General features: G+C 46.8%; 19 protein-coding genes and 1 other RNA gene. 2 read left to right on the top strand and 18 right to left on the bottom strand.

Annotated features, from left to right (window positions below; genetic code table 11):
* Window positions 1–364: 364 nt before the first annotated feature.
* From ssrA to secG, 6 genes are all read right to left on the bottom strand, one after another.
* Window positions 365–725: a transfer-messenger RNA gene (ssrA, locus tag BLT53_RS13770) on the bottom strand.
* Window positions 726–851: 126 nt separating this feature from the next.
* Window positions 852–1,319 carry an SsrA-binding protein SmpB gene (gene smpB / locus BLT53_RS13775; RefSeq protein ID WP_090235611.1) on the bottom strand — a complete coding sequence of 156 codons (468 nt, stop codon included), beginning with the start codon at window positions 1,317–1,319 and terminating at the stop codon, window positions 852–854.
* 101 nt (window positions 1,320–1,420) lie between these two features.
* Window positions 1,421–3,721, bottom strand: a complete 2,301-nt coding sequence (gene rnr / locus BLT53_RS13780; RefSeq protein WP_090235613.1) for a ribonuclease R — start codon at window positions 3,719–3,721, stop codon at window positions 1,421–1,423.
* Between the two features lie 26 nt (window positions 3,722–3,747).
* Window positions 3,748–4,500, bottom strand: a complete 753-nt coding sequence (locus tag BLT53_RS13785) for an alpha/beta hydrolase (RefSeq protein ID WP_090235615.1) — start codon at window positions 4,498–4,500, stop codon at window positions 3,748–3,750.
* Window positions 4,501–4,515: 15 nt separating this feature from the next.
* Complete coding sequence (locus BLT53_RS13790; RefSeq protein ID WP_090235617.1) at window positions 4,516–5,211, bottom strand: alpha/beta hydrolase; 696 nt, start codon at window positions 5,209–5,211, stop codon at window positions 4,516–4,518.
* 138 nt (window positions 5,212–5,349) lie between these two features.
* On the bottom strand, window positions 5,350–5,580 hold the full coding sequence (secG, locus tag BLT53_RS13795) for a preprotein translocase subunit SecG (RefSeq protein ID WP_061972021.1): 231 nt from the start codon (window positions 5,578–5,580) through the stop codon (window positions 5,350–5,352).
* A 123-nt stretch (window positions 5,581–5,703) separates the two neighbouring features.
* Between secG and BLT53_RS13800 the strand changes: the two genes are divergently transcribed.
* Together BLT53_RS13800 and BLT53_RS13805 are read left to right on the top strand one after the other, a co-directional pair.
* Window positions 5,704–6,351, top strand: coding sequence for an ABC transporter ATP-binding protein (locus BLT53_RS13800; RefSeq protein ID WP_090235618.1), 648 nt, complete (start codon window positions 5,704–5,706; stop codon window positions 6,349–6,351).
* The gene (locus tag BLT53_RS13805) at window positions 6,341–7,120 is read left to right on the top strand and encodes an ABC transporter permease (protein WP_090235620.1); all 780 of its coding nucleotides are present in this window, start codon (window positions 6,341–6,343) and stop codon (window positions 7,118–7,120) included. The genes BLT53_RS13800 and BLT53_RS13805 overlap by 11 nt, the downstream gene beginning before the upstream one ends.
* On the opposite strand, the gene BLT53_RS13810 is transcribed toward BLT53_RS13805, so the two are convergent.
* Genes BLT53_RS13810 through BLT53_RS13865 form a run of 12 tightly spaced genes read right to left on the bottom strand, consistent with a single transcriptional unit; the run spans window position 7,112 to window position 16,722 of the window.
* Window positions 7,112–7,828 (bottom strand): hypothetical protein, encoded by a 717-nt coding sequence (locus BLT53_RS13810; RefSeq protein WP_090235621.1) that lies wholly within the window; start codon window positions 7,826–7,828, stop codon window positions 7,112–7,114. The genes BLT53_RS13805 and BLT53_RS13810 overlap by 9 nt on opposite strands.
* A complete protein-coding gene (locus BLT53_RS13815) occupies window positions 7,812–8,315 on the bottom strand; it encodes an ECF transporter S component (protein WP_090235623.1) in 504 nt (167 codons plus the stop codon). The genes BLT53_RS13810 and BLT53_RS13815 overlap by 17 nt, the downstream gene beginning before the upstream one ends.
* Entirely contained in the window at window positions 8,302–8,889 is a 588-nt protein-coding gene (locus BLT53_RS13820) for a cob(I)yrinic acid a,c-diamide adenosyltransferase (protein ID WP_090235624.1), read from the bottom strand. The genes BLT53_RS13815 and BLT53_RS13820 overlap by 14 nt, the downstream gene beginning before the upstream one ends.
* Window positions 8,890–8,903: 14 nt before the next feature.
* A complete protein-coding gene (locus tag BLT53_RS13825) occupies window positions 8,904–9,338 on the bottom strand; it encodes a bifunctional adenosylcobinamide kinase/adenosylcobinamide-phosphate guanylyltransferase (RefSeq protein ID WP_090235625.1) in 435 nt (144 codons plus the stop codon).
* Entirely contained in the window at window positions 9,290–9,919 is a 630-nt protein-coding gene (locus BLT53_RS13830; protein WP_090235627.1) for a histidine phosphatase family protein, read from the bottom strand. The genes BLT53_RS13825 and BLT53_RS13830 overlap by 49 nt, the downstream gene beginning before the upstream one ends.
* Entirely contained in the window at window positions 9,877–10,689 is an 813-nt protein-coding gene (gene cobS, locus BLT53_RS13835) for an adenosylcobinamide-GDP ribazoletransferase (RefSeq protein ID WP_170834348.1), read from the bottom strand. Before cobS ends, BLT53_RS13830 begins: the two co-directional genes overlap by 43 nt.
* The gene (locus BLT53_RS13840; protein WP_090235629.1) at window positions 10,658–11,260 is read right to left on the bottom strand and encodes a bifunctional adenosylcobinamide kinase/adenosylcobinamide-phosphate guanylyltransferase; all 603 of its coding nucleotides are present in this window, start codon (window positions 11,258–11,260) and stop codon (window positions 10,658–10,660) included. The genes cobS and BLT53_RS13840 overlap by 32 nt, the downstream gene beginning before the upstream one ends.
* The gene (gene cobD / locus BLT53_RS13845) at window positions 11,254–12,339 is read right to left on the bottom strand and encodes a threonine-phosphate decarboxylase CobD (protein ID WP_170834349.1); all 1,086 of its coding nucleotides are present in this window, start codon (window positions 12,337–12,339) and stop codon (window positions 11,254–11,256) included. The genes BLT53_RS13840 and cobD overlap by 7 nt, the downstream gene beginning before the upstream one ends.
* Complete coding sequence (cbiB, locus tag BLT53_RS13850) at window positions 12,314–13,273, bottom strand: adenosylcobinamide-phosphate synthase CbiB (RefSeq protein WP_170834406.1); 960 nt, start codon at window positions 13,271–13,273, stop codon at window positions 12,314–12,316. Before cbiB ends, cobD begins: the two co-directional genes overlap by 26 nt.
* Complete coding sequence (locus tag BLT53_RS13855) at window positions 13,273–14,739, bottom strand: heme ABC transporter ATP-binding protein (RefSeq protein WP_090235633.1); 1,467 nt, start codon at window positions 14,737–14,739, stop codon at window positions 13,273–13,275. Before BLT53_RS13855 ends, cbiB begins: the two co-directional genes overlap by 1 nt.
* Window positions 14,736–15,800, bottom strand: a complete 1,065-nt coding sequence (locus BLT53_RS13860; protein ID WP_090235634.1) for a FecCD family ABC transporter permease — start codon at window positions 15,798–15,800, stop codon at window positions 14,736–14,738. The genes BLT53_RS13855 and BLT53_RS13860 overlap by 4 nt, the downstream gene beginning before the upstream one ends.
* The gene (locus tag BLT53_RS13865; RefSeq protein WP_425284682.1) at window positions 15,763–16,722 is read right to left on the bottom strand and encodes an ABC transporter substrate-binding protein; all 960 of its coding nucleotides are present in this window, start codon (window positions 16,720–16,722) and stop codon (window positions 15,763–15,765) included. Before BLT53_RS13865 ends, BLT53_RS13860 begins: the two co-directional genes overlap by 38 nt.
* Window positions 16,723–16,799: the final 77 nt, after the last annotated feature.

Here is a 16,799-nt window from a genome sequence, read left to right on the forward strand (position 1 = left end):
AGTGGAAAAGTGAATAAAAGTTTTCACTTTTCCACTCAACGCCCATGAGAACGCCTAATATGTGAAAAGCAAAAGAGGGAGACCAATAACTGGTTTCCCTCTTTTGACTACCTCCATTATAAGAGTTCTAACAATATTTCATTAATTTTCCCAGTAAAAGGAATTATTTATCGACTGCCTTGTTTTCCACCAAAATAAGGAAATTCCTCTTTTAAAACAAATTCTCGGCAAAAAAAAGATGCTAGTTAATAGCATCTCTACTTATGATAATTTTAAAAACATCAATTTTCCCAGAGTATGTTGAAGCATATGTTAAACTTTTGGTTCAAGTCAAACAATAAAAAACCACCAAACAGTTATGTATTGGTGGAGACGGTGGGAGTCGAACCCACGTCCAAAGATAACGGCACTTAAGCTTCTACGAGTGTAGTCGATATATTCGCGTTTCGCGACTTCAGCTGCCTATCGACAGGCGTTTGAAGTGCTAGCCTGATTGTGCTCTTCCTTCGTCCTCAGGCGGAGGACAGCCGGCGTAGCCCACTAAGAGTGAGACCCTTACCCTACCACATGGGCGATGGAGGGAGGATCAGCTAAAGTGCTATTACGCAGCTAAAGCTAGGTTGTTGTTAGTTTTGCCAGTTATAGGCGTTGGCGTTTTAACGAGGCCGACCCCCTCGACTCGCAACTTAAGCTCGAACTACCCCTGTCGAATCCGTAACGTCCCCATGATAGAAATCCCGGGGTGAATCTTACGGGAAGTTAAAGCTGCTGCAACTTTTTATTCAGTTGTTAGCAACACAATAAAGTATAGCATTTTTACGCGATTTTTTCAATCGGACACACTATCCAGTTTATGCCTTTTGACGATCCCTGAATGCGCGTTCGATCTCGCGTTTGGCATCTTTTTTCTTCAGATCCTGCCGCTTATCGTAATTCTTTTTACCCTTGGCCAAGCCGATTAAAACCTTCGCAAATCCGTTTTTCAGATACAGCTTCAACGGTACGATTGAGTACCCCTGCTCTTTTGTCTGGCCCAATAGCTTGGTAATTTCCTTCTTATGAAGCAGCAGTTTCCGTGTTCTGAGCGGATCATGGTTATAACGGTTTCCCTGTTCATACGGGCTTACGTGCATGTTGTGGAGAAACAATTCTCCATTTTGCACACGGGCGAATGAATCCTTTAAATTGATCCGGCCTGCACGGATGGCTTTGATTTCTGTCCCCTGGAGGACGATGCCTGCCTCAAAGGTTTCTTCTATATGATAATCATGCCGCGCTTTTTTATTTTGAGCGACAAGTTTTCCTTCTCCTCTTGGCATGTTTCATGACCTCCCCAAAACAAGTGCAACCTTAATTATACCTAATTGGTCAGGAAACGTCAAATACAGTTGGAAGCTGTATGACGTTTCCATGCACCGGTTTATCTCTTTTTGTTCTTCTTTTTCTTTTTTGTGATATTTCCTTTATAAAATGGCTTTTTCTTGCCTTTTGTTGAGCCGCCTTTGTCCCCTCGTTCAGCTTCCGGACGGCGTGTTTTTCGTTTTCGTCCTCCGCCTTCGATAACTTTTGGACGGTCCTTGCCCCGTTTGCGAGGTGTTCCCTTCATGCCGACGATCTCAAAATCAATGGCGCGCTCGTCGAGATTCACATTGATGACCCGGACAGCCAGTTCATCTCCGATTCGGAATACGTTCCCTGTGCGTTCCCCGATCATGGCCATGTGCTTTTCATCATAGCGGTAGTAATCATCCGCCAGGTAGCTCACATGCACGAGTCCCTCAATCGTATTCGGAAGTTCGACAAACAACCCGAAGTTGGTTACGGAACTGATGACACCTTCGTACTCTTCCCCGATTTTATCCTGCATGAATTCTGCCTTTTTCAGGTCATCCGTTTCACGCTCGGCATCCACCGCGCGGCGTTCCCTGTCAGAAGCATGCTTGGCGATTTTCTCAAGCTGTCCCTTCCATTTTGCCACCGTGCTAGGATCGGTCTTTTTGTTAATAAGATACGTCCGGATCAATCGGTGAACGATTAAGTCCGGATAACGTCGGATCGGTGAAGTAAAGTGCGTATAGAACTCGGTTGCCAGTCCATAATGGCCCAAGCTTTCCGGATAGTATTTCGCCTGCTTCATGGAACGGAGCATGATTTTGCTGATCACCATTTCTTCCGGCTCGTCTTTTACTTCTTCAAGAAGTTTTTGCAGAGAACGCGGATGAACTTCTTCCACTCCACCTTTTAGGACATAGCCAAACATGGCGATGAATTCAAGGAAACGATGCAGTTTCTCTGCATCCGGATCTTCGTGGATCCGGTACATGAACGGAAGATCGGCTTTATGGAAGTGCTGGGCTACCGTTTCATTGGCACACAGCATGAACTCCTCGATCAGGCGTTCCGCTACCGACCGTTCCCGAAGCACCACTTCCTGCGGCTCGCTATTTTCATTGACGATGACACGCGCTTCACTGAAATCGAAGTCAATGGCACCACGGTCAAAACGGCGTTTCCGCAGAATTTCCGCCAATTCGCCCATTCCATCAAAAAACGGAATAAGCGGCTCATACCTTTTTAACACTTCGTCGTCTTCACGCTGAAGGATTTTCCGTACATTCGTGTAGGTCATCCGTTCAACCGTTTTGATGACGCTTGGGAAAATTTCGTGCTTGATTACTTCCCCTTTAGGTGTGATTTCCATCTCACAGGAAAGCGTCAGGCGATCCACCCGCGGATTCAATGAACAGATCCCGTTCGACAGGCGGTGAGGAATCATCGGAATCACCCGGTCTACGAGATACACACTTGTTCCCCGTTCCAGTGCTTCCACATCGATCGGTGATCCTTCGGTTACATAGTGGCTGACATCGGCGATATGAACCCCAAGTTTATAATTGCCGTTATCAAGCTTGATTACATTAACAGCATCATCCAAATCCTTTGCATCTTCTCCATCAATCGTGACAATGGTTTGGTCACGCAGGTCACGGCGGCCTTCAATGTCTTTCGGATCAATGGTGTCAGGCACACTGTTTGCCTGTTCCAGAACCTCTTCAGGAAACTCTCTTGGCAGCCCGTGTTTAAAAATGACAGAGAGGATATCCACGCCCGGGTCGTTTTTATGGCCGAGAATGTGGATAACTTCACCTTCTGCACTGTTGCGCCCTTCAGGGTACTTGGTGATTTTAACAACGACTTTATGACCTTCAATGGCACCATTTACCCCTTCAGCCGGGATGAAAATATCATTTGGAATCCGTTTGTCATCAGCGACCACAAACCCAAAACTGCGGCTTTGCTGGAACGTTCCTACTGTTTCTGTTACACCACGCTCCAGAACGCGGATAATGGTGCCTTCCGGATGGGAGCCTTTTGAATTGGTGTTAAGGCGTACGAGCACCACGTCATTGTTCATGGCACTGCCCATGTCTCCCTGAGAAATGTAGACGTCTTTTCCTTCTCCTGTTTCAGGGAGGACAAAAGCAAACCCTTTCGCATGAGCCTGCACCTTTCCTCTAACCAAATTCATTTTGTCAGGAAGACCGTATCGATTTGTTCTTGTTCTGACGACAAGCCCCTCATCTTCCATCTCGTTCAGTGTCCGAACCAAAATTTTAAAATCATCCGTTTCCCGCAGCTGGAAGGCATCTTCCAGTTCCTGAACGGTAAGCGGTTTATATGCTTCTTCTTTCATGAATGCAAGCAGTTGCTGCTTATCCACTACATCTCCTCCTTATGGGAAAAACCTTACTCCACGGACCAGTCCAGCTTTTCCAGGAAGGTGTAGACATCCTCATGCAGCTGTTCCTTTTCCTTGCCAAGTGTGATTACATGAGTGGATTCTTCGTACCATTTCAAATCCTTAATGTCGCTTTCCACTTCATTGTAAATAATATTGGCAGAGTCCGTATTAATCATTTCATCATGTCTAGCCTGTACAACAAACGTAGGTGCGTATACCATGTCAATGGAATTTCGCACATCTCCCAGAAGCTGTTGAAGGCCCTTTAAGGTATTCATAGGGGTTTTTTTGAACGCCTCCATCTCCTGATCAACTTGCTCCTGCGACTTGTTTTCACGGCTTTTGTATTCACGGGCATACTCCAGTACACCCCGGTAAATCGTTTCTTCACTTTTTACATGCATGGGTGCGCACATCGGGACCACACCGACCACCGGCTGCTCTGTTGCCAATTTTAATGAAAAGACACCGCCGAGCGATAATCCGCAAACGGCAATTTCCGTATGTCCCCTTTCTTTTAGAAGGTTGAACCCATCCATGACATCCTTCCACCAGTCATCCGGGCCTGTATGTACGAGCTCTTCAGGTGGGACCGCGTGCCCTTTATACTGAGGAGCATGGCAGGTGTATCCCTTCTTTTGCAGAAAACGGCCCAGCATGCGAACGTCTGCGGAGCTGCCTGTAAAACCATGTAATAATAATACCGCCCGTTTTCCTCCTTCAAACATAAATGGTTTTGGTGCTGTAATTTTCATCATGTTGCTTACTCTCCCTTACTTCGTTGGTTCCATTAAAAATTGAAAAACTTCTTCGATCAGCTGTTCCTGGTCTACATCGTGGCAGATCATATGCTTCGATTCTTTTAAATAACAAAGCTTCTTACGTTTCGATGGTATAGTTTTATAAATATACTCGGCGCTCTTGCGCGGCACCAGTCCGTCGCACTCCCCCTGGATAATCAGCGTGGGTACTTCAATGTCACGAAACGAGGGCTTGAGCGTTTTGACGAGCTTCCGGAATTCAAACGTGGCGGAAAGCGGAGTATCCATAAACTTTTTCCGGTATCGCAGGTACAGTTCATCATCCTTCAGCGTACCCCGCACACCTTTTATGATCATGTCCTTGATATCTTTCACCATCTGTGCCGGGTTCATATAATAAGCGCTGGCACTGAGCAGGATAAGTTTATCGCATCCGTACTTCGATGCAAGATAACCGCCGATTATTCCGCCCATGGAGAAACCGAGTATATAGAGCGTGCCGCTCTTTTTTCGCAATTCCAAGAAGGCTCGTTCTGCTTCATCGATCCAAAGCTTGTGTGTGATCCCCTTCAGCATTAATTGCTCTCCATGTCCCGGATAGGTTGGCACTGAAATCAACCAATCGGTATGTTCTTCTAAATAGCGGGTAACCGGCTCTACTTCATACGGACTGCCGGTAAACCCGTGAAGACAAAGACAGCCAATCATATTATCACCTTTTTTATCATTAGTTACCCTATAATGTCCGTAAAAAATCATACCATATCCCTATCGGAAAAAGCTTTCAAACTGCCAGACAAAAAAATAAAAACAGCAAGTGAAAATTCACCTGCTGTTGGGGTATCATTAAATAAAATACGCTACCGCAATCGCCAACAAGAAGAACAATGTGGCGAGAATAATCGTCAGCCTGCTCAGGACGGCATCCATTCCACGGGCTTTTTGCTTTCCAAATAACTGCTCGGCGCCACCAGTAATCGCTCCTGATAATCCTGCCGAACGGCCAGATTGAAGAACAACGACTATAATAAGTGCGATCGAAACAATCACCAATAAAACTGTTGCTGCTGTTTGCATTTGTCACACCTCCACGGACAACGTTACACTATACATAATGTATCATACGGGCATTCGTTCGGCAATGTATTCCAAATAATTTATCATGCCATAAAAGGACTGTCGGGAAGGAGGAAATCACCCATGTTTGAACTAAAAGATATTCGCTATAAAGATATTTTGAAAATTGGACATTTACGTATTGAAGAAAATAAAGTGAGCATTCTTACCGGAGAAAGCGGCAGCGGAAAAACAACGGTGCTTAAACTGCTGAATCACCTGATCAGCCCTGATGAAGGCACGGTGCTTTATAAAGGAAAGGATATCGCCTCGCTTGATCCCGTACAGCATCGAAGAAACGTTATCATGCTTCAGCAAATGCCCGCCATATTTCCCGGGACCGTTAGAGATAATCTTATTGCCGGACTGATGTTTTCGGAGAAACCCGTGCCAGATGATCGAGTGCTTGAAGAAGCTTTACATAGTGTGTATTTACGAAAATCGCTAGAAACAGTTGCAGAGGGATTGTCGGGTGGAGAGCAGCAGCGGCTTGCGCTGGCCCGAGTTCTCTTGCTTGATTCGGATGTTTATCTGCTGGACGAGCCCTCATCGGCCCTTGATGACGAAACAGCGGATGAGGTCATCTCATCTTTTTTAAAAAAGGCCAAACAAAAGAATAAAACTGTCATAATGGTCACCCACTCCAAGCAAATTGCAGACCGTTACGCTGAGGTGCCGGTCCATCTTGAAAAGTACAATCAGAAAATAAAGGAGGCTGCACATGAAGGATAAAATTATTGATATCTCATTGTGGCAGCTTCTGTCTGCCTATCTCTTCATCGTTATTTTGACGGTTATTGTGAAGTGGAGAGGGATCGCGAGGGAAAAAGAAATCATGATCGGGACACTAAGGATGACGATTCAGCTTGTGCTTGCGGGGTATATCCTCACCTACGTATTCAAGCACCCGCATCCTCTTCTGACTCTTTTCATTTTCGCTCTCATGGAGATCTTTGCGATTTATAACGTTTTTAAGCGGATCAAATACGATTTATCTTCTTCATTAAAAAAAGTCATCGCTGTTTCGATGACAGTCGGCACTCTGGCCAGCCTTCTCTTTTTCAACTATGTGGTCATTCAGTTCTCTCCCTGGTTTGAGCCGAGGTATGTTATACCGATTGCCGGGATGATCATCGGGAATGCCATGACAGGGATAACGCTTGGGGTAAATCACCTTGTGGAGGGCATGGAAAAGCAAAAACGCATGGTGGAAGCAGCCCTGATGCTTGGAGCAACCACGAAAGCTGCTTCCAAAGAACTGGTCGACCGTGCGTTTGACTCCGCCATTCTTCCCACGATCAACTCCATGGTCGGCATGGGGATCGTTTTCCTTCCGGGCATGATGACCGGACAGATCCTATCCGGTATCTCACCGCTTACCGCAATTGAATACCAGATTGCCATCATGCTGGGGATTGCCGGCTCAGTTTCGTTCAGCGTCATTCTTTTTGTCCAATACGGCTACCGAACGTTTTTTAATGAGAGGTCACAATTAAAGTAACGGGTCAAGTTCATGAAACAGCATCCCGCACAAATTCCTGATGGCTGAATGCTGTTTTTCATCATAACTGATCAGCACGCATGTGGAAGGTCCGGCTGACTTATATAGAGGCAGGGTACTCCTGAACTTTGCTGATAAACCACACATCACCCCAAGTTCGTGGTCAATGCCTTTTGAGCCGACCGGCAGGATTTCATAAATCCCCTCTGTTTTCAGCAGCTGACGGAAAAGGGACAATAAAATCATTTCTCCAGAACGCGATAGCACTTCCTCCCCGACAAGCGGTGCACCTATGACGGCAACTTTTGCATGAGATGGAGTAATTCCAAGCCTAAGATCATGCTGTGCCGCCCTGCCAATCATCATGAAAGAAGAAGCGGACTGGACCATGTTCATATTGCTCTCTGTGCTTCCTGTGATTTCAATACCGTCCAGACCAAGTTCGGCAAACGTCTTTTGTGCTCCTGTCACGAGTTCATTCCATGCCCCATCACCATTAAAGGAGTGGATAATGAACGAAACGGGCACAGCCCCGGCAGCCAGCACTTCCATCGCGCAGACCCGGGCGCCAAACCGCGCGACTTCCTCATAAGGTACCTTTACTTCATCCATCGGAAGGCTGCCAATTCCACCTGAGTTGTCTGCAGCTATCACCGCCACTTGCCCAGAGCCAAAGTCTTGCACGATAATATCACGATTTCTTTTCATGGTTGATCCTCATGGCTGACTGGCGGAAGACCGGCTTAATTCGTGGAATGATGACAAGAGCGGTCAAAGCATTAAGAATAGCGGCTGCCAGCAGGCTTGGGATAAGTCCAAGAACGGCCGCTTTTCCCAAAACCGGCCAAAAGCAGAGTGGAGCCAGGATACCATTTCCTAGTACAAACATTATTGTGGCAGCCGTTTTCGCATTCTTCCCGTACAGCACGCCATAAAAGAATGCTAAAAACCCCATCTGAACCGCTACCACTACATGCAGCGGCCCCAAAGGAAAACCGGCCAGGGCAGCTGTAAGTAAATGTCCAAAACCGGCTACAGCAAGCCCAGACCATGGAGACATTAAAGCCGCCGCAGCCAGAGCGGGCATGGAATCAAAGGCCACACTGCCTATGGGCGAAGGAATTTTGATAAATGAACCGGCTACTGCCAGAGAAACAAACGCCGTAAACAGCGCGATATTTTTATTTCGTATCATTTTCTTTTCTCTTGCCTCCACGGAAAACGATGGCACTTCGTTCGTATTCCACGTCCTTTACACCTTCCCGGAAATTAATCACCCGGGCAATGGCAAAAAAGTAATCGGACAAACGGTTCACGTATTTTAAAACAACGGGGTTGATTTCATTCTCCTGTTTCAGCGCCACAATTTCCCGCTCTCCCCGTCTTGCTACCGTACGGCAAACATGAATCGCGGCTGAAGCCTCTGAACCTCCCGGAAGAATAAAGCGTTCCAGCTCTGGAGCTTCTATAATGTATTCATCAATGCGCTCTTCCAAAAAGGTGATCATGTCGGTGTTTGCTTTATATGGATAATCCTTTTTTACAGCTGAAAGATCGCCGCCGCAATCAAACAACTCATGCTGGATTTTCACCAGTTCGTTCCGGATATCGTCATACTTGGCATCCTGGAGCTTTGTTATGGCCACCCCAACAAAGCTGTTCAGCTCATCCAGTGTTCCATAGGCATTAACACGGATATGGTTTTTATCCAGCCGGCCTCCAATCACACTTGTTTTCCCTTCATCTCCAGTACGTGTGTAAAGCTTCATTCCGGTCACTCCCTTTATTTTATCGTCTGTTCCATCCCATACCAGACCACATGCACTTTTTCGGCCGCCATGGCAGCATCTTGAAAAAACCAGCCGGAAACATCACGCCATCTTCTGTTTTCTTCCTCCATCGGCACTATGCCTTTACCGATGTCCGTTCCAATCAGAACAAGCTGTCGGCCGGGCACTTCTGATTCCCATTTCAGCCAGGCTTGCAGGTTTTTCTTAAGCACTTCTCTTGTACCCTTTTCATTCTCCTGTACAACCTTCTTCACGAGTTGTTCCATTCCTTCAATGACAACAAGAGAAGTTTTAAATTTAAACTCTTCGGCCTCGGGGCACACAGCATCATACAGATTACACCAGCCCTCCATCTTCCGGGAGGCTGAATAAGTATCCATCACCCATTTTGCTTTACCGTGGAAGGCGCCTCCTGTAACAAAGTGCATAATGCATTCCACCTCCCTTTGTTTTCGTTCCAAACCAGTGTGTATCCTCTTCCATGAGAAACACCCCACTCCCACTTTTCTTTTGGTTCAGGAGCGAACACGGATAAATAAAAGCGGACCGGACCCCCATGGGTGACCACTGTCACATGTCCGCTTTGCTCCGCCAAGGGCCATATCTCCTCTTCCCAGGATGAAAGCAGGCGTTTTTTAAACTCATGAAAATGCTCCCCTCCTGGGGGACAAGTTCCAAATGGATCATCAATCCATTCTCTATAATGACGGTCATGGCACAACTCTTCATACGTTTTATTTTCCCATTCGCCAAAATGGATTTCCCGAAGTGCCGGGCTAGCGATAATCCGCTGGTCTGGAAAAAGAATTTCTGCGGTCTCCATGCACCGTTTCCGATCACTTGACAGGATCAAATCGGAAGGTAAATAGATTGCCTTCCCCTGTATTTCTCTCAGTTCATTCCTGCCCTCTTCGCAAAGAAGAGGATCACTGTATCCGATGTATTTCTTTTGCTGATTCTCCAGCGTCAGCCCGTGACGAAGGAGAGTAACAGCCACCCTCCGAGCCATAATACGGTTTCCATCCCTTCTGAACTCGCACCAAGCGTGTCTCCTGTGATTCCGCCAAACTCAATTGTCGCAAACCGTTTGCTCACAAGAAAAAATAAAGCGCCCAAAATCGTAAGACCTGTAAATAAAAAAAGCATGCCCGCAAGCCATGAGCCAACACCCATACACAAAAAATATACCGCGTAAATCCCAAAACTCATTTTTGAAACATTCTGTTTCATTGCAAAAGCCATGCCTTCCTCCTTTGCCAGAGGAGCAGAAACCAAGAGGCAGGCCATTCCGGTGCGGGCCAGAAACGGAATGAGCAGAAACAAAATCCAGCACTTCCCAGGTTCAATCTTCAAGCTTTCATGGATCAATAGAAAACGCCAGCTCAGAAGGAACAGAACGGATAAAACGCCAAAAGCCCCGGTCCTCGGGTCCTTCATGATTTCCAGTCTCTTTTCTTTACTGCTGTATGAAAAATAGGCATCACTGCAATCCATCCATCCATCGAGATGCAGTCCGCCTGTCAATGCGACAGAAAAACTAAACGAATAGAAACTGACCAGCAGAGGGGATATAAACGATTGCTGATTCAGAAAATGCACCTGAACGGCAGTTAATCCGCCGAGCAACAGTCCAACAACCGGATACCAGTACACGCTCCATTTACTTGTTTCCTTCGTCCACGGGAACGCTGTCCGAATAGGGAAAGCCGTTAAAAACTGCAAAGCCAGCCCAAAACCGTACAATGAACTAAACCGTACAGGCTGTGCATTGGTTTTCATCCGCATCATATCCTTTGCGTAAAATCGGCATGCCAAATTCTACCTGGTACACCCAGTGTGATTGCCTCACAATATGCTGATGCAGATGCCCCATCATCTGCATAAAGTAAAACGTTCCGCTGTCATCTGGCAGCAGGCCTTGAAACACTTCATTGGAAACGATAATCAGGACTTCGCATTGCTTCTTTAGCTCCGTGATTCCATCCATGATTTTTTGAAAAACCATTTCCCGAAACGCAGCCTCTTCCCACTGGTTCCTGTTTTCCCGCCACCCGGCAAAAAGCTCATTGCTGACAAGATTGGTTAAACAGTCGAGCAGAATCACATCTTCATGTGCAAAAGCTGCACTCAAGTCATGAATATCTCTGGGCTGTTCCCACGTTTTCCATGCGTATCCGCTTTTCTCACGGTCCTCCCTGTGCCGGTTGATGCGCTCGGCCATCTCCGCCCCATTTTGCTCGCATGTGGCGACATAATGAAGGCGATACCCTTTATTGCCGTGGTATACCGCTACCATTTCAGCAAATGAGCTCTTTCCGCTTCTTACGCCTCCGGTTATAAAAATCAGCATGATGCCGCCCACCCTTCAAGAGTATCCAGAAGCACATCATTTTCTTGGGCTGTCCGGATCGCCAGACGGATGAACCTTCCTTCCAGACCTTTAAAATTGAAGGTGTGCCTGACAATAATCCTTTTTGAGAGCAAATATTTAATCAGGCTCATCTGGTCCTTTTCTTCTCCCTTTTCTCGCAAAAGATAAAAATTAACAAGAGAAGGAGAGGGCTCGAAGCCCAGGCGGTGCAAGGCAGGAAAAAGCCGTTTCCGTTCGCTTGCCGTCTTTTCGGCACTATCAGCAGCAAATAATTTTTCATGCTCGAGACAAAGCATGCCGATTTTTTGTGCAGGCCCATTTACGCTCCAGGGCGGCTGGTATTTCTTCATTTGTAGAATCAAATCTAAAGACGACATAGCGTAGCCAAGGCGCAGACCTGGCAAGTGAAACATCTTTGTTAAGGAACGCAATATGATCAAGTTGTTATGTTGAGCAAGTAAAGGTACAGCAGTAACCGGATTCTCCATGAAATGAACAAACGCCTCATCGACAACCAGGGTCACCTTTTTCTCTGAACATAAATGCAGAAGCCGCTCCAATTGAAAAGAATCAAGGGCGGTACCCGTAGGATTATTTGGGTGGCACAGAAAACAAAGCTCTTTGTCTTCAAGGCATTTTTCTAATTCCACAAATGAAATCCCCCATTTTGATTCCTCCTGCGTTATAAAACTCTCAACCCTGCATCCATTCGCTTCACATGCTTCCCTGTATTCAGAAAAAGCAGGTTCAATAATCAGCACATTGGCGCCTCTGTACGCCTGGGCTATGAGAAAAATAAGCTCTGCCGCTCCATTTCCCGCCAGAACCTGTTCAGAACCGAGACCTGCCATTTTCGCTGCCAGTTGTACAAAAGGAGCTGCAGATGGATGAGGATAGTGCAGAATATCTTCGTAAAGGGAATCCCAATCCTCCTTCAGACAGGAGAGCGGAGGATATGGATTGACATTCACACTGAAATCCAGACTGTTTTCCTTCAGTTCGGTCTCAAGCGATCGGGCCAGCAGTTCCGGATTAGCTCCATGATTGGGCAGCAACAATATAGATCCCTCCCGCTGCAAGTAATATAATTGTGAACCATGTGACTGCTTGTTGCATGATTACAATCGTTTTTTCAATATGTATCGGATTCAGGCTGTTTTGTGCGCGGCCGATGAACGGGCGATATGATACCTGGCCTTTGTAATAATTGGTTCCTCCAAGCCTTATGCCGAGCAGGCCGGCAACAGCTGCTTCTCCCCAGCCGCTGTTGGGACTCGGGTGATGGCGGGCTTGTTCCTTCAGCCAGGCAAACGTCAGACGCTTCTTCATCATTGCATTGAATACCATCAAAAACGCTGTAAGACGGGCGGGGAGATAATTCAGCACATCGTCCAATCTGGCCGATGCCCAGCCAAAGTCTTTGTATCTTTCATTCTTGTAGCCTACCATAGAATCGCACGTATTTACGGCCCGGTACAGCAAGGCAAGCGGCGCCCCGCCGATAAAAGCAAAGAAAAGAGGGGCAGTCACGCCATCGCTCGTATTCTCTGCCACGGTCTCCACCGTACCTCTCACAATTTCCTGAGAGGGAAGGCCTTGTGTGTCTCTGCCCACAATCCAGCTTAATTTCGTTCTGGCTTCCTCCAGATCTCCCCGGACAAGCGGTTCATATACCGAGCGACCTGCTTCTTTCAGCCCTCTTGCAGCGATGGTCGTTGAGATTAAAAGGGACTCAACACAAACCCCTACCACCAAATGAATCGAGTACGCAAAAGAAACAAGAACATACGAGAATAATAGAGTAACAGCCAAAATAAGAAAGAGCATACAGAGCCCCTTCAACCTTTGGAAGTTTCCACCGTTCAATGACCGGTCCAGCCAGCTGATCATCTTGCCGAACCCTTTCACCGGATGCGGCAGCCAGCGGGGATCGCCGATCAGCTGGTCAATGATCAGTGCAAGGACAATCGACAATAAATGCAGAGAAATCATCATGGTTGCAGCATTCTCTTTCTATAGTTTTTAATGGCAATGCCTACTGTTTGATAGACCGCTTTTCCAATCGCTTTACCAGCCGGTGTAATCGTCCCCGCGTACCTCATTTCCTTTCCGTTTTGGGTTGAGGCTATACAAACGCTGTCAGTCGATGTGCCGGTCGCTGGAGTTCCTGTTACCGGATCTTTAATGCCATAGTCGCGGAGTGCCCCCGCTTTGGCTTCTGTCGCCGTCATCATTGCCTGAACAAATGCTTCGTCCGATAGCCTGCCCTCCATAAAAATCCAGATGTTGATCGTACCAATGGGCATGGGCTGATCCTTCCGTTCCCACGAACGTCCCGCATCCACTGCATTGCCGGTTCCCACCGTGGAGGCGACAAGCAGTTTTACACCTTTTTCATCCACAGATACCATTCCAGCATCCTGAAGCCTCGCCGCAGTCATCATGCCAACCGTATCATTTGGATTGATAGAAAGCGAACTCAGATAATCCTCAAATTCTTTTTGGGCGTCATTCACATTATAATTTTTGTCCACGTGGCGGTTTACAAATGTGTTGGCCCACTGATATCCTCCCCCTATGACAGCAGATGACATGGTTTTCAGCGAAAAAGGACTTCGGAAAATCATGGTTTCAGGTGTAGCCTCGAGGACAATCTCAGACAAGTCCTTACGTTCGTCCTGATGCCGGGGAACGAGCGCAATGAGCGGCTTTGCCTTTTGCGGATGTTCCTGACGGCTTAAGTTCGTCTTGTATACCGACTGAAGCATCCTGCTGTCCATAATGTCACCAGGCTTTCCAATCGCCTTCATTTTCCCTTTATCCAGAAGAAGAACCTGGTCACAATACAGACTGGCAATATTCAGGTCATGGAGAATAGCCACAACCGTCAACTGGCAGCCTTCCACCCAATCCTTTAACAGATCCATCAGTTTCATTTGATAGGCTAAATCCAGATGGTTGGTCGGTTCATCCAGCAGCAAAATTTTCGGCTCTTGTGCGAGCGCCTTGGCCAGCAGAACACGCTGGCGCTCTCCTCCGCTTAACAGCTGGATACTTTTATCCGCAAACTCCTCAACCCCTGTAAATTCCATGGAGTTTTGAACCACTTCATCGTCCCGTGGTGTTGAATGCTTTAATAATCCTTTATAAAACGGATAGCGGCCAAGCGCCACAGCCTCTCTTACCGTAAAATCGAACGAGCTCTCGGCATGCTGTGGCAATACGGCGATCATTCTTGCCAGTTCCTTGGCGGAATAGCTGCTGATCGGTTTGCCTTTGATCAAAACTTCGCCAGATTGAAAAGGAAGCATTCCATTGATCATTTTCATTAGGGTGGTCTTCCCGCTTCCGTTTGGCCCAATGATCCCGGTAATTTTCCCCTTCTCTACGGAAAACGAAAGATCATCGACAACCTTTTTCCCGTCGTAGCCTCCGGAAAGCTGTTGTACGTTAATCATGTAGTCACCTTCTTTCGCCGATAACGAATAAAGATTACCGCAAAAATCGGACTTCCGATGATGGCGGTCAGTACACCGATAGGAAGTTCCGTCGGTGCAATAATGGTCCGTGCCAGCAAATCAACCAAAACCATAAACACTCCCCCAAGTATCATGGAAAGCGGAAGCAGATGGCGATGATCGACTCCCCAGATCATGCGGGCCATATGGGGGATCACAAGACCGACAAACCCAATGGTCCCGGACACAGCGACGGCAGATCCAGTCAGAAGCGAAGCTCCAAACAAAACAAGGGAGGTATGTTTTTTAACATCAACACCAATGGTCCGTGCATCCTGCTGCCCAAAAGAAAGCGCGTTAAGTTCACGCGCGCTTGCCAGCAAAATAAGCAACCCTGCGAATAAAAAGGGAGCAATCAGTTCTACATAGGCCCAGCCTCTCATCGATACACTGCCCAGCAGCCAGCCGATGATCTGCCTCAGTTCATCTCCGGTTAAAGCAATCAACAGTGACGTGACCGCACCGAGAAAGGAACTGCATAACACCCCCGCAAGGATGATGGTCTCAACAGAAAGATTTCGCTGTACAAGCCTTGAAAAATAAATCACACCGATCAATGTAAGAAACCCCATGATAATACTGAAGACCGGCAACGTAAAACTGCCAAGAAACGGCAGTTGAATACCAAAGAATAAAACAATAACCGCTCCCAGTGCCGAGCCTGACGATACACCCAGCGTATACGGATCAGCCAGCGGGTTCTTCAGCAAACCCTGAAACGCCGTGCCCGAAAGCGCCAACGCACATCCGACAAGCATGGCCAGTACGACCCGTGGAAACCGGATCGCCATGACGATATTCACCATCGATGTATCAATGTTATCTGGAACAGGATAGTGGAAAATAGTAGCTCCTAATATCTGAATGACATGAAAAAGGGGGATAGGTATGGAACCTACCGATATCCCCAATGAAACGGCGAAGCACAATAACAGCAGCACTGCGCCGTATGAAATAATTAGTTTACTTTTTGTATACGTCCGGATAGATGGCTTTTGCAAGCTCCTCCACTCCTTCAATCAAACGCGGCCCCGGTCTTGTCACCTTGTCTGAGTGCACATCATAAATGTTTTTATTTTTAACAGCCGGAATGTCTTTCCATCCTTTACGGGAAAGGATCTGGTCTTTAGGATTTTTAGAATAATATCCATACGTGGTCACGATCACATCGGGATTGTATTTGACTGGCTGTTCTTCTGAAACCTTTGACCATCCCTTCAGGCTTCCTGCGGCATTTTTTGCATGGATGGCAGTCAGCATATCATCAATGAACGTACCTTTACCTGCTGTATAAATTTCAGGGGCCGGTGCCACTTCCACCCAGACTTTCTTTTCCTTTTTCACTTGCTTTGCTTTTTCTTTAATGTCGGCAAGATCATCCTTCATGGACTTAACGATCTTATTCCCCTGTTTTTGGGTGCCTGTTGCTTTTGCAATCATGTTTATGGACTTGTACGTATCTTGAAAGTTCTGTGCTTCATTAATTACAACAACTTTTATGCCTGCGTTTTTGAGCTGTTCGATTCCTTGCTTGGAAGTGTGTGCACTTGAAGCATGAGCAAGCACAAGATCAGGTTTCATGCCAACAATCTTTTCGACGTTAAAGTCCATGCCGCCAATCTTCGTTTTTTTTGTGGCAGCTTCCGGATAATTATCGAAGTCAGAAACACCGACAATTTCCTTGTCCAGACCAAGTGCAAATGCGACCTCGGTATTGCTCGGAATCAGCGAAACAATTTTCTTTGGCTTCTTCTCTATTTTTACATTTTCGCCAGATGCATCTTTAATGGTTACGGGGAATTCACTTTTTGGTGAATTGGCACCATTTTCTTTTTTGTCTGCTGACTGGTTTCCGGCTGAACAGCCGGCCATGACGGCGATGACGAGCAGCAGCATCATGGTAATCTGAGTTAATTTCTTCACGTTTTCCACACTCCTGTATGTACTTCTTTTAGCTGGTCGTTTTGTGCAACAAAAAAAGCCCTCCCTTCGGAGAGCGA

It is taken from the genome of Fictibacillus solisalsi (assembly GCF_900103485.1).
In the GTDB taxonomy this organism is placed as follows: domain Bacteria; phylum Bacillota; class Bacilli; order Bacillales; family Fictibacillaceae; genus Fictibacillus_C; species Fictibacillus_C solisalsi.

What these genes read in the sequence shown, in the direction of transcription:
- BLT53_RS13830 (WP_090235627.1), bottom strand. Translation starts at nt 9,919, where the DNA reads ATGGCTCGGAGGGTGGCTGTTACTCTCCTTCGTCACGGGCTGACGCTG.
- BLT53_RS13805 (WP_090235620.1), top strand. Translation starts at nt 6,341, where the DNA reads ATGAAGGATAAAATTATTGATATCTCATTGTGGCAGCTTCTGTCTGCC.
- BLT53_RS13810 (WP_090235621.1), bottom strand. Translation starts at nt 7,828, where the DNA reads ATGAAAAGAAATCGTGATATTATCGTGCAAGACTTTGGCTCTGGGCAA.
- BLT53_RS13790 (WP_090235617.1), bottom strand. Translation starts at nt 5,211, where the DNA reads ATGATTGGCTGTCTTTGTCTTCACGGGTTTACCGGCAGTCCGTATGAA.
- cobS (WP_170834348.1), bottom strand. Translation starts at nt 10,689, where the DNA reads ATGAAAACCAATGCACAGCCTGTACGGTTTAGTTCATTGTACGGTTTT.
- BLT53_RS13815 (WP_090235623.1), bottom strand. Translation starts at nt 8,315, where the DNA reads ATGATACGAAATAAAAATATCGCGCTGTTTACGGCGTTTGTTTCTCTG.
- BLT53_RS13820 (WP_090235624.1), bottom strand. Translation starts at nt 8,889, where the DNA reads ATGAAGCTTTACACACGTACTGGAGATGAAGGGAAAACAAGTGTGATT.
- BLT53_RS13855 (WP_090235633.1), bottom strand. Translation starts at nt 14,739, where the DNA reads ATGATTAACGTACAACAGCTTTCCGGAGGCTACGACGGGAAAAAGGTT.
- BLT53_RS13800 (WP_090235618.1), top strand. Translation starts at nt 5,704, where the DNA reads ATGTTTGAACTAAAAGATATTCGCTATAAAGATATTTTGAAAATTGGA.
- secG (WP_061972021.1), bottom strand. Translation starts at nt 5,580, where the DNA reads ATGCAAACAGCAGCAACAGTTTTATTGGTGATTGTTTCGATCGCACTT.
- BLT53_RS13785 (WP_090235615.1), bottom strand. Translation starts at nt 4,500, where the DNA reads ATGATGAAAATTACAGCACCAAAACCATTTATGTTTGAAGGAGGAAAA.
- BLT53_RS13840 (WP_090235629.1), bottom strand. Translation starts at nt 11,260, where the DNA reads ATGCTGATTTTTATAACCGGAGGCGTAAGAAGCGGAAAGAGCTCATTT.
- cbiB (WP_170834406.1), bottom strand. Translation starts at nt 13,273, where the DNA reads ATGATTTCTCTGCATTTATTGTCGATTGTCCTTGCACTGATCATTGAC.
- smpB (WP_090235611.1), bottom strand. Translation starts at nt 1,319, where the DNA reads ATGCCAAGAGGAGAAGGAAAACTTGTCGCTCAAAATAAAAAAGCGCGG.
- BLT53_RS13825 (WP_090235625.1), bottom strand. Translation starts at nt 9,338, where the DNA reads ATGCACTTTGTTACAGGAGGCGCCTTCCACGGTAAAGCAAAATGGGTG.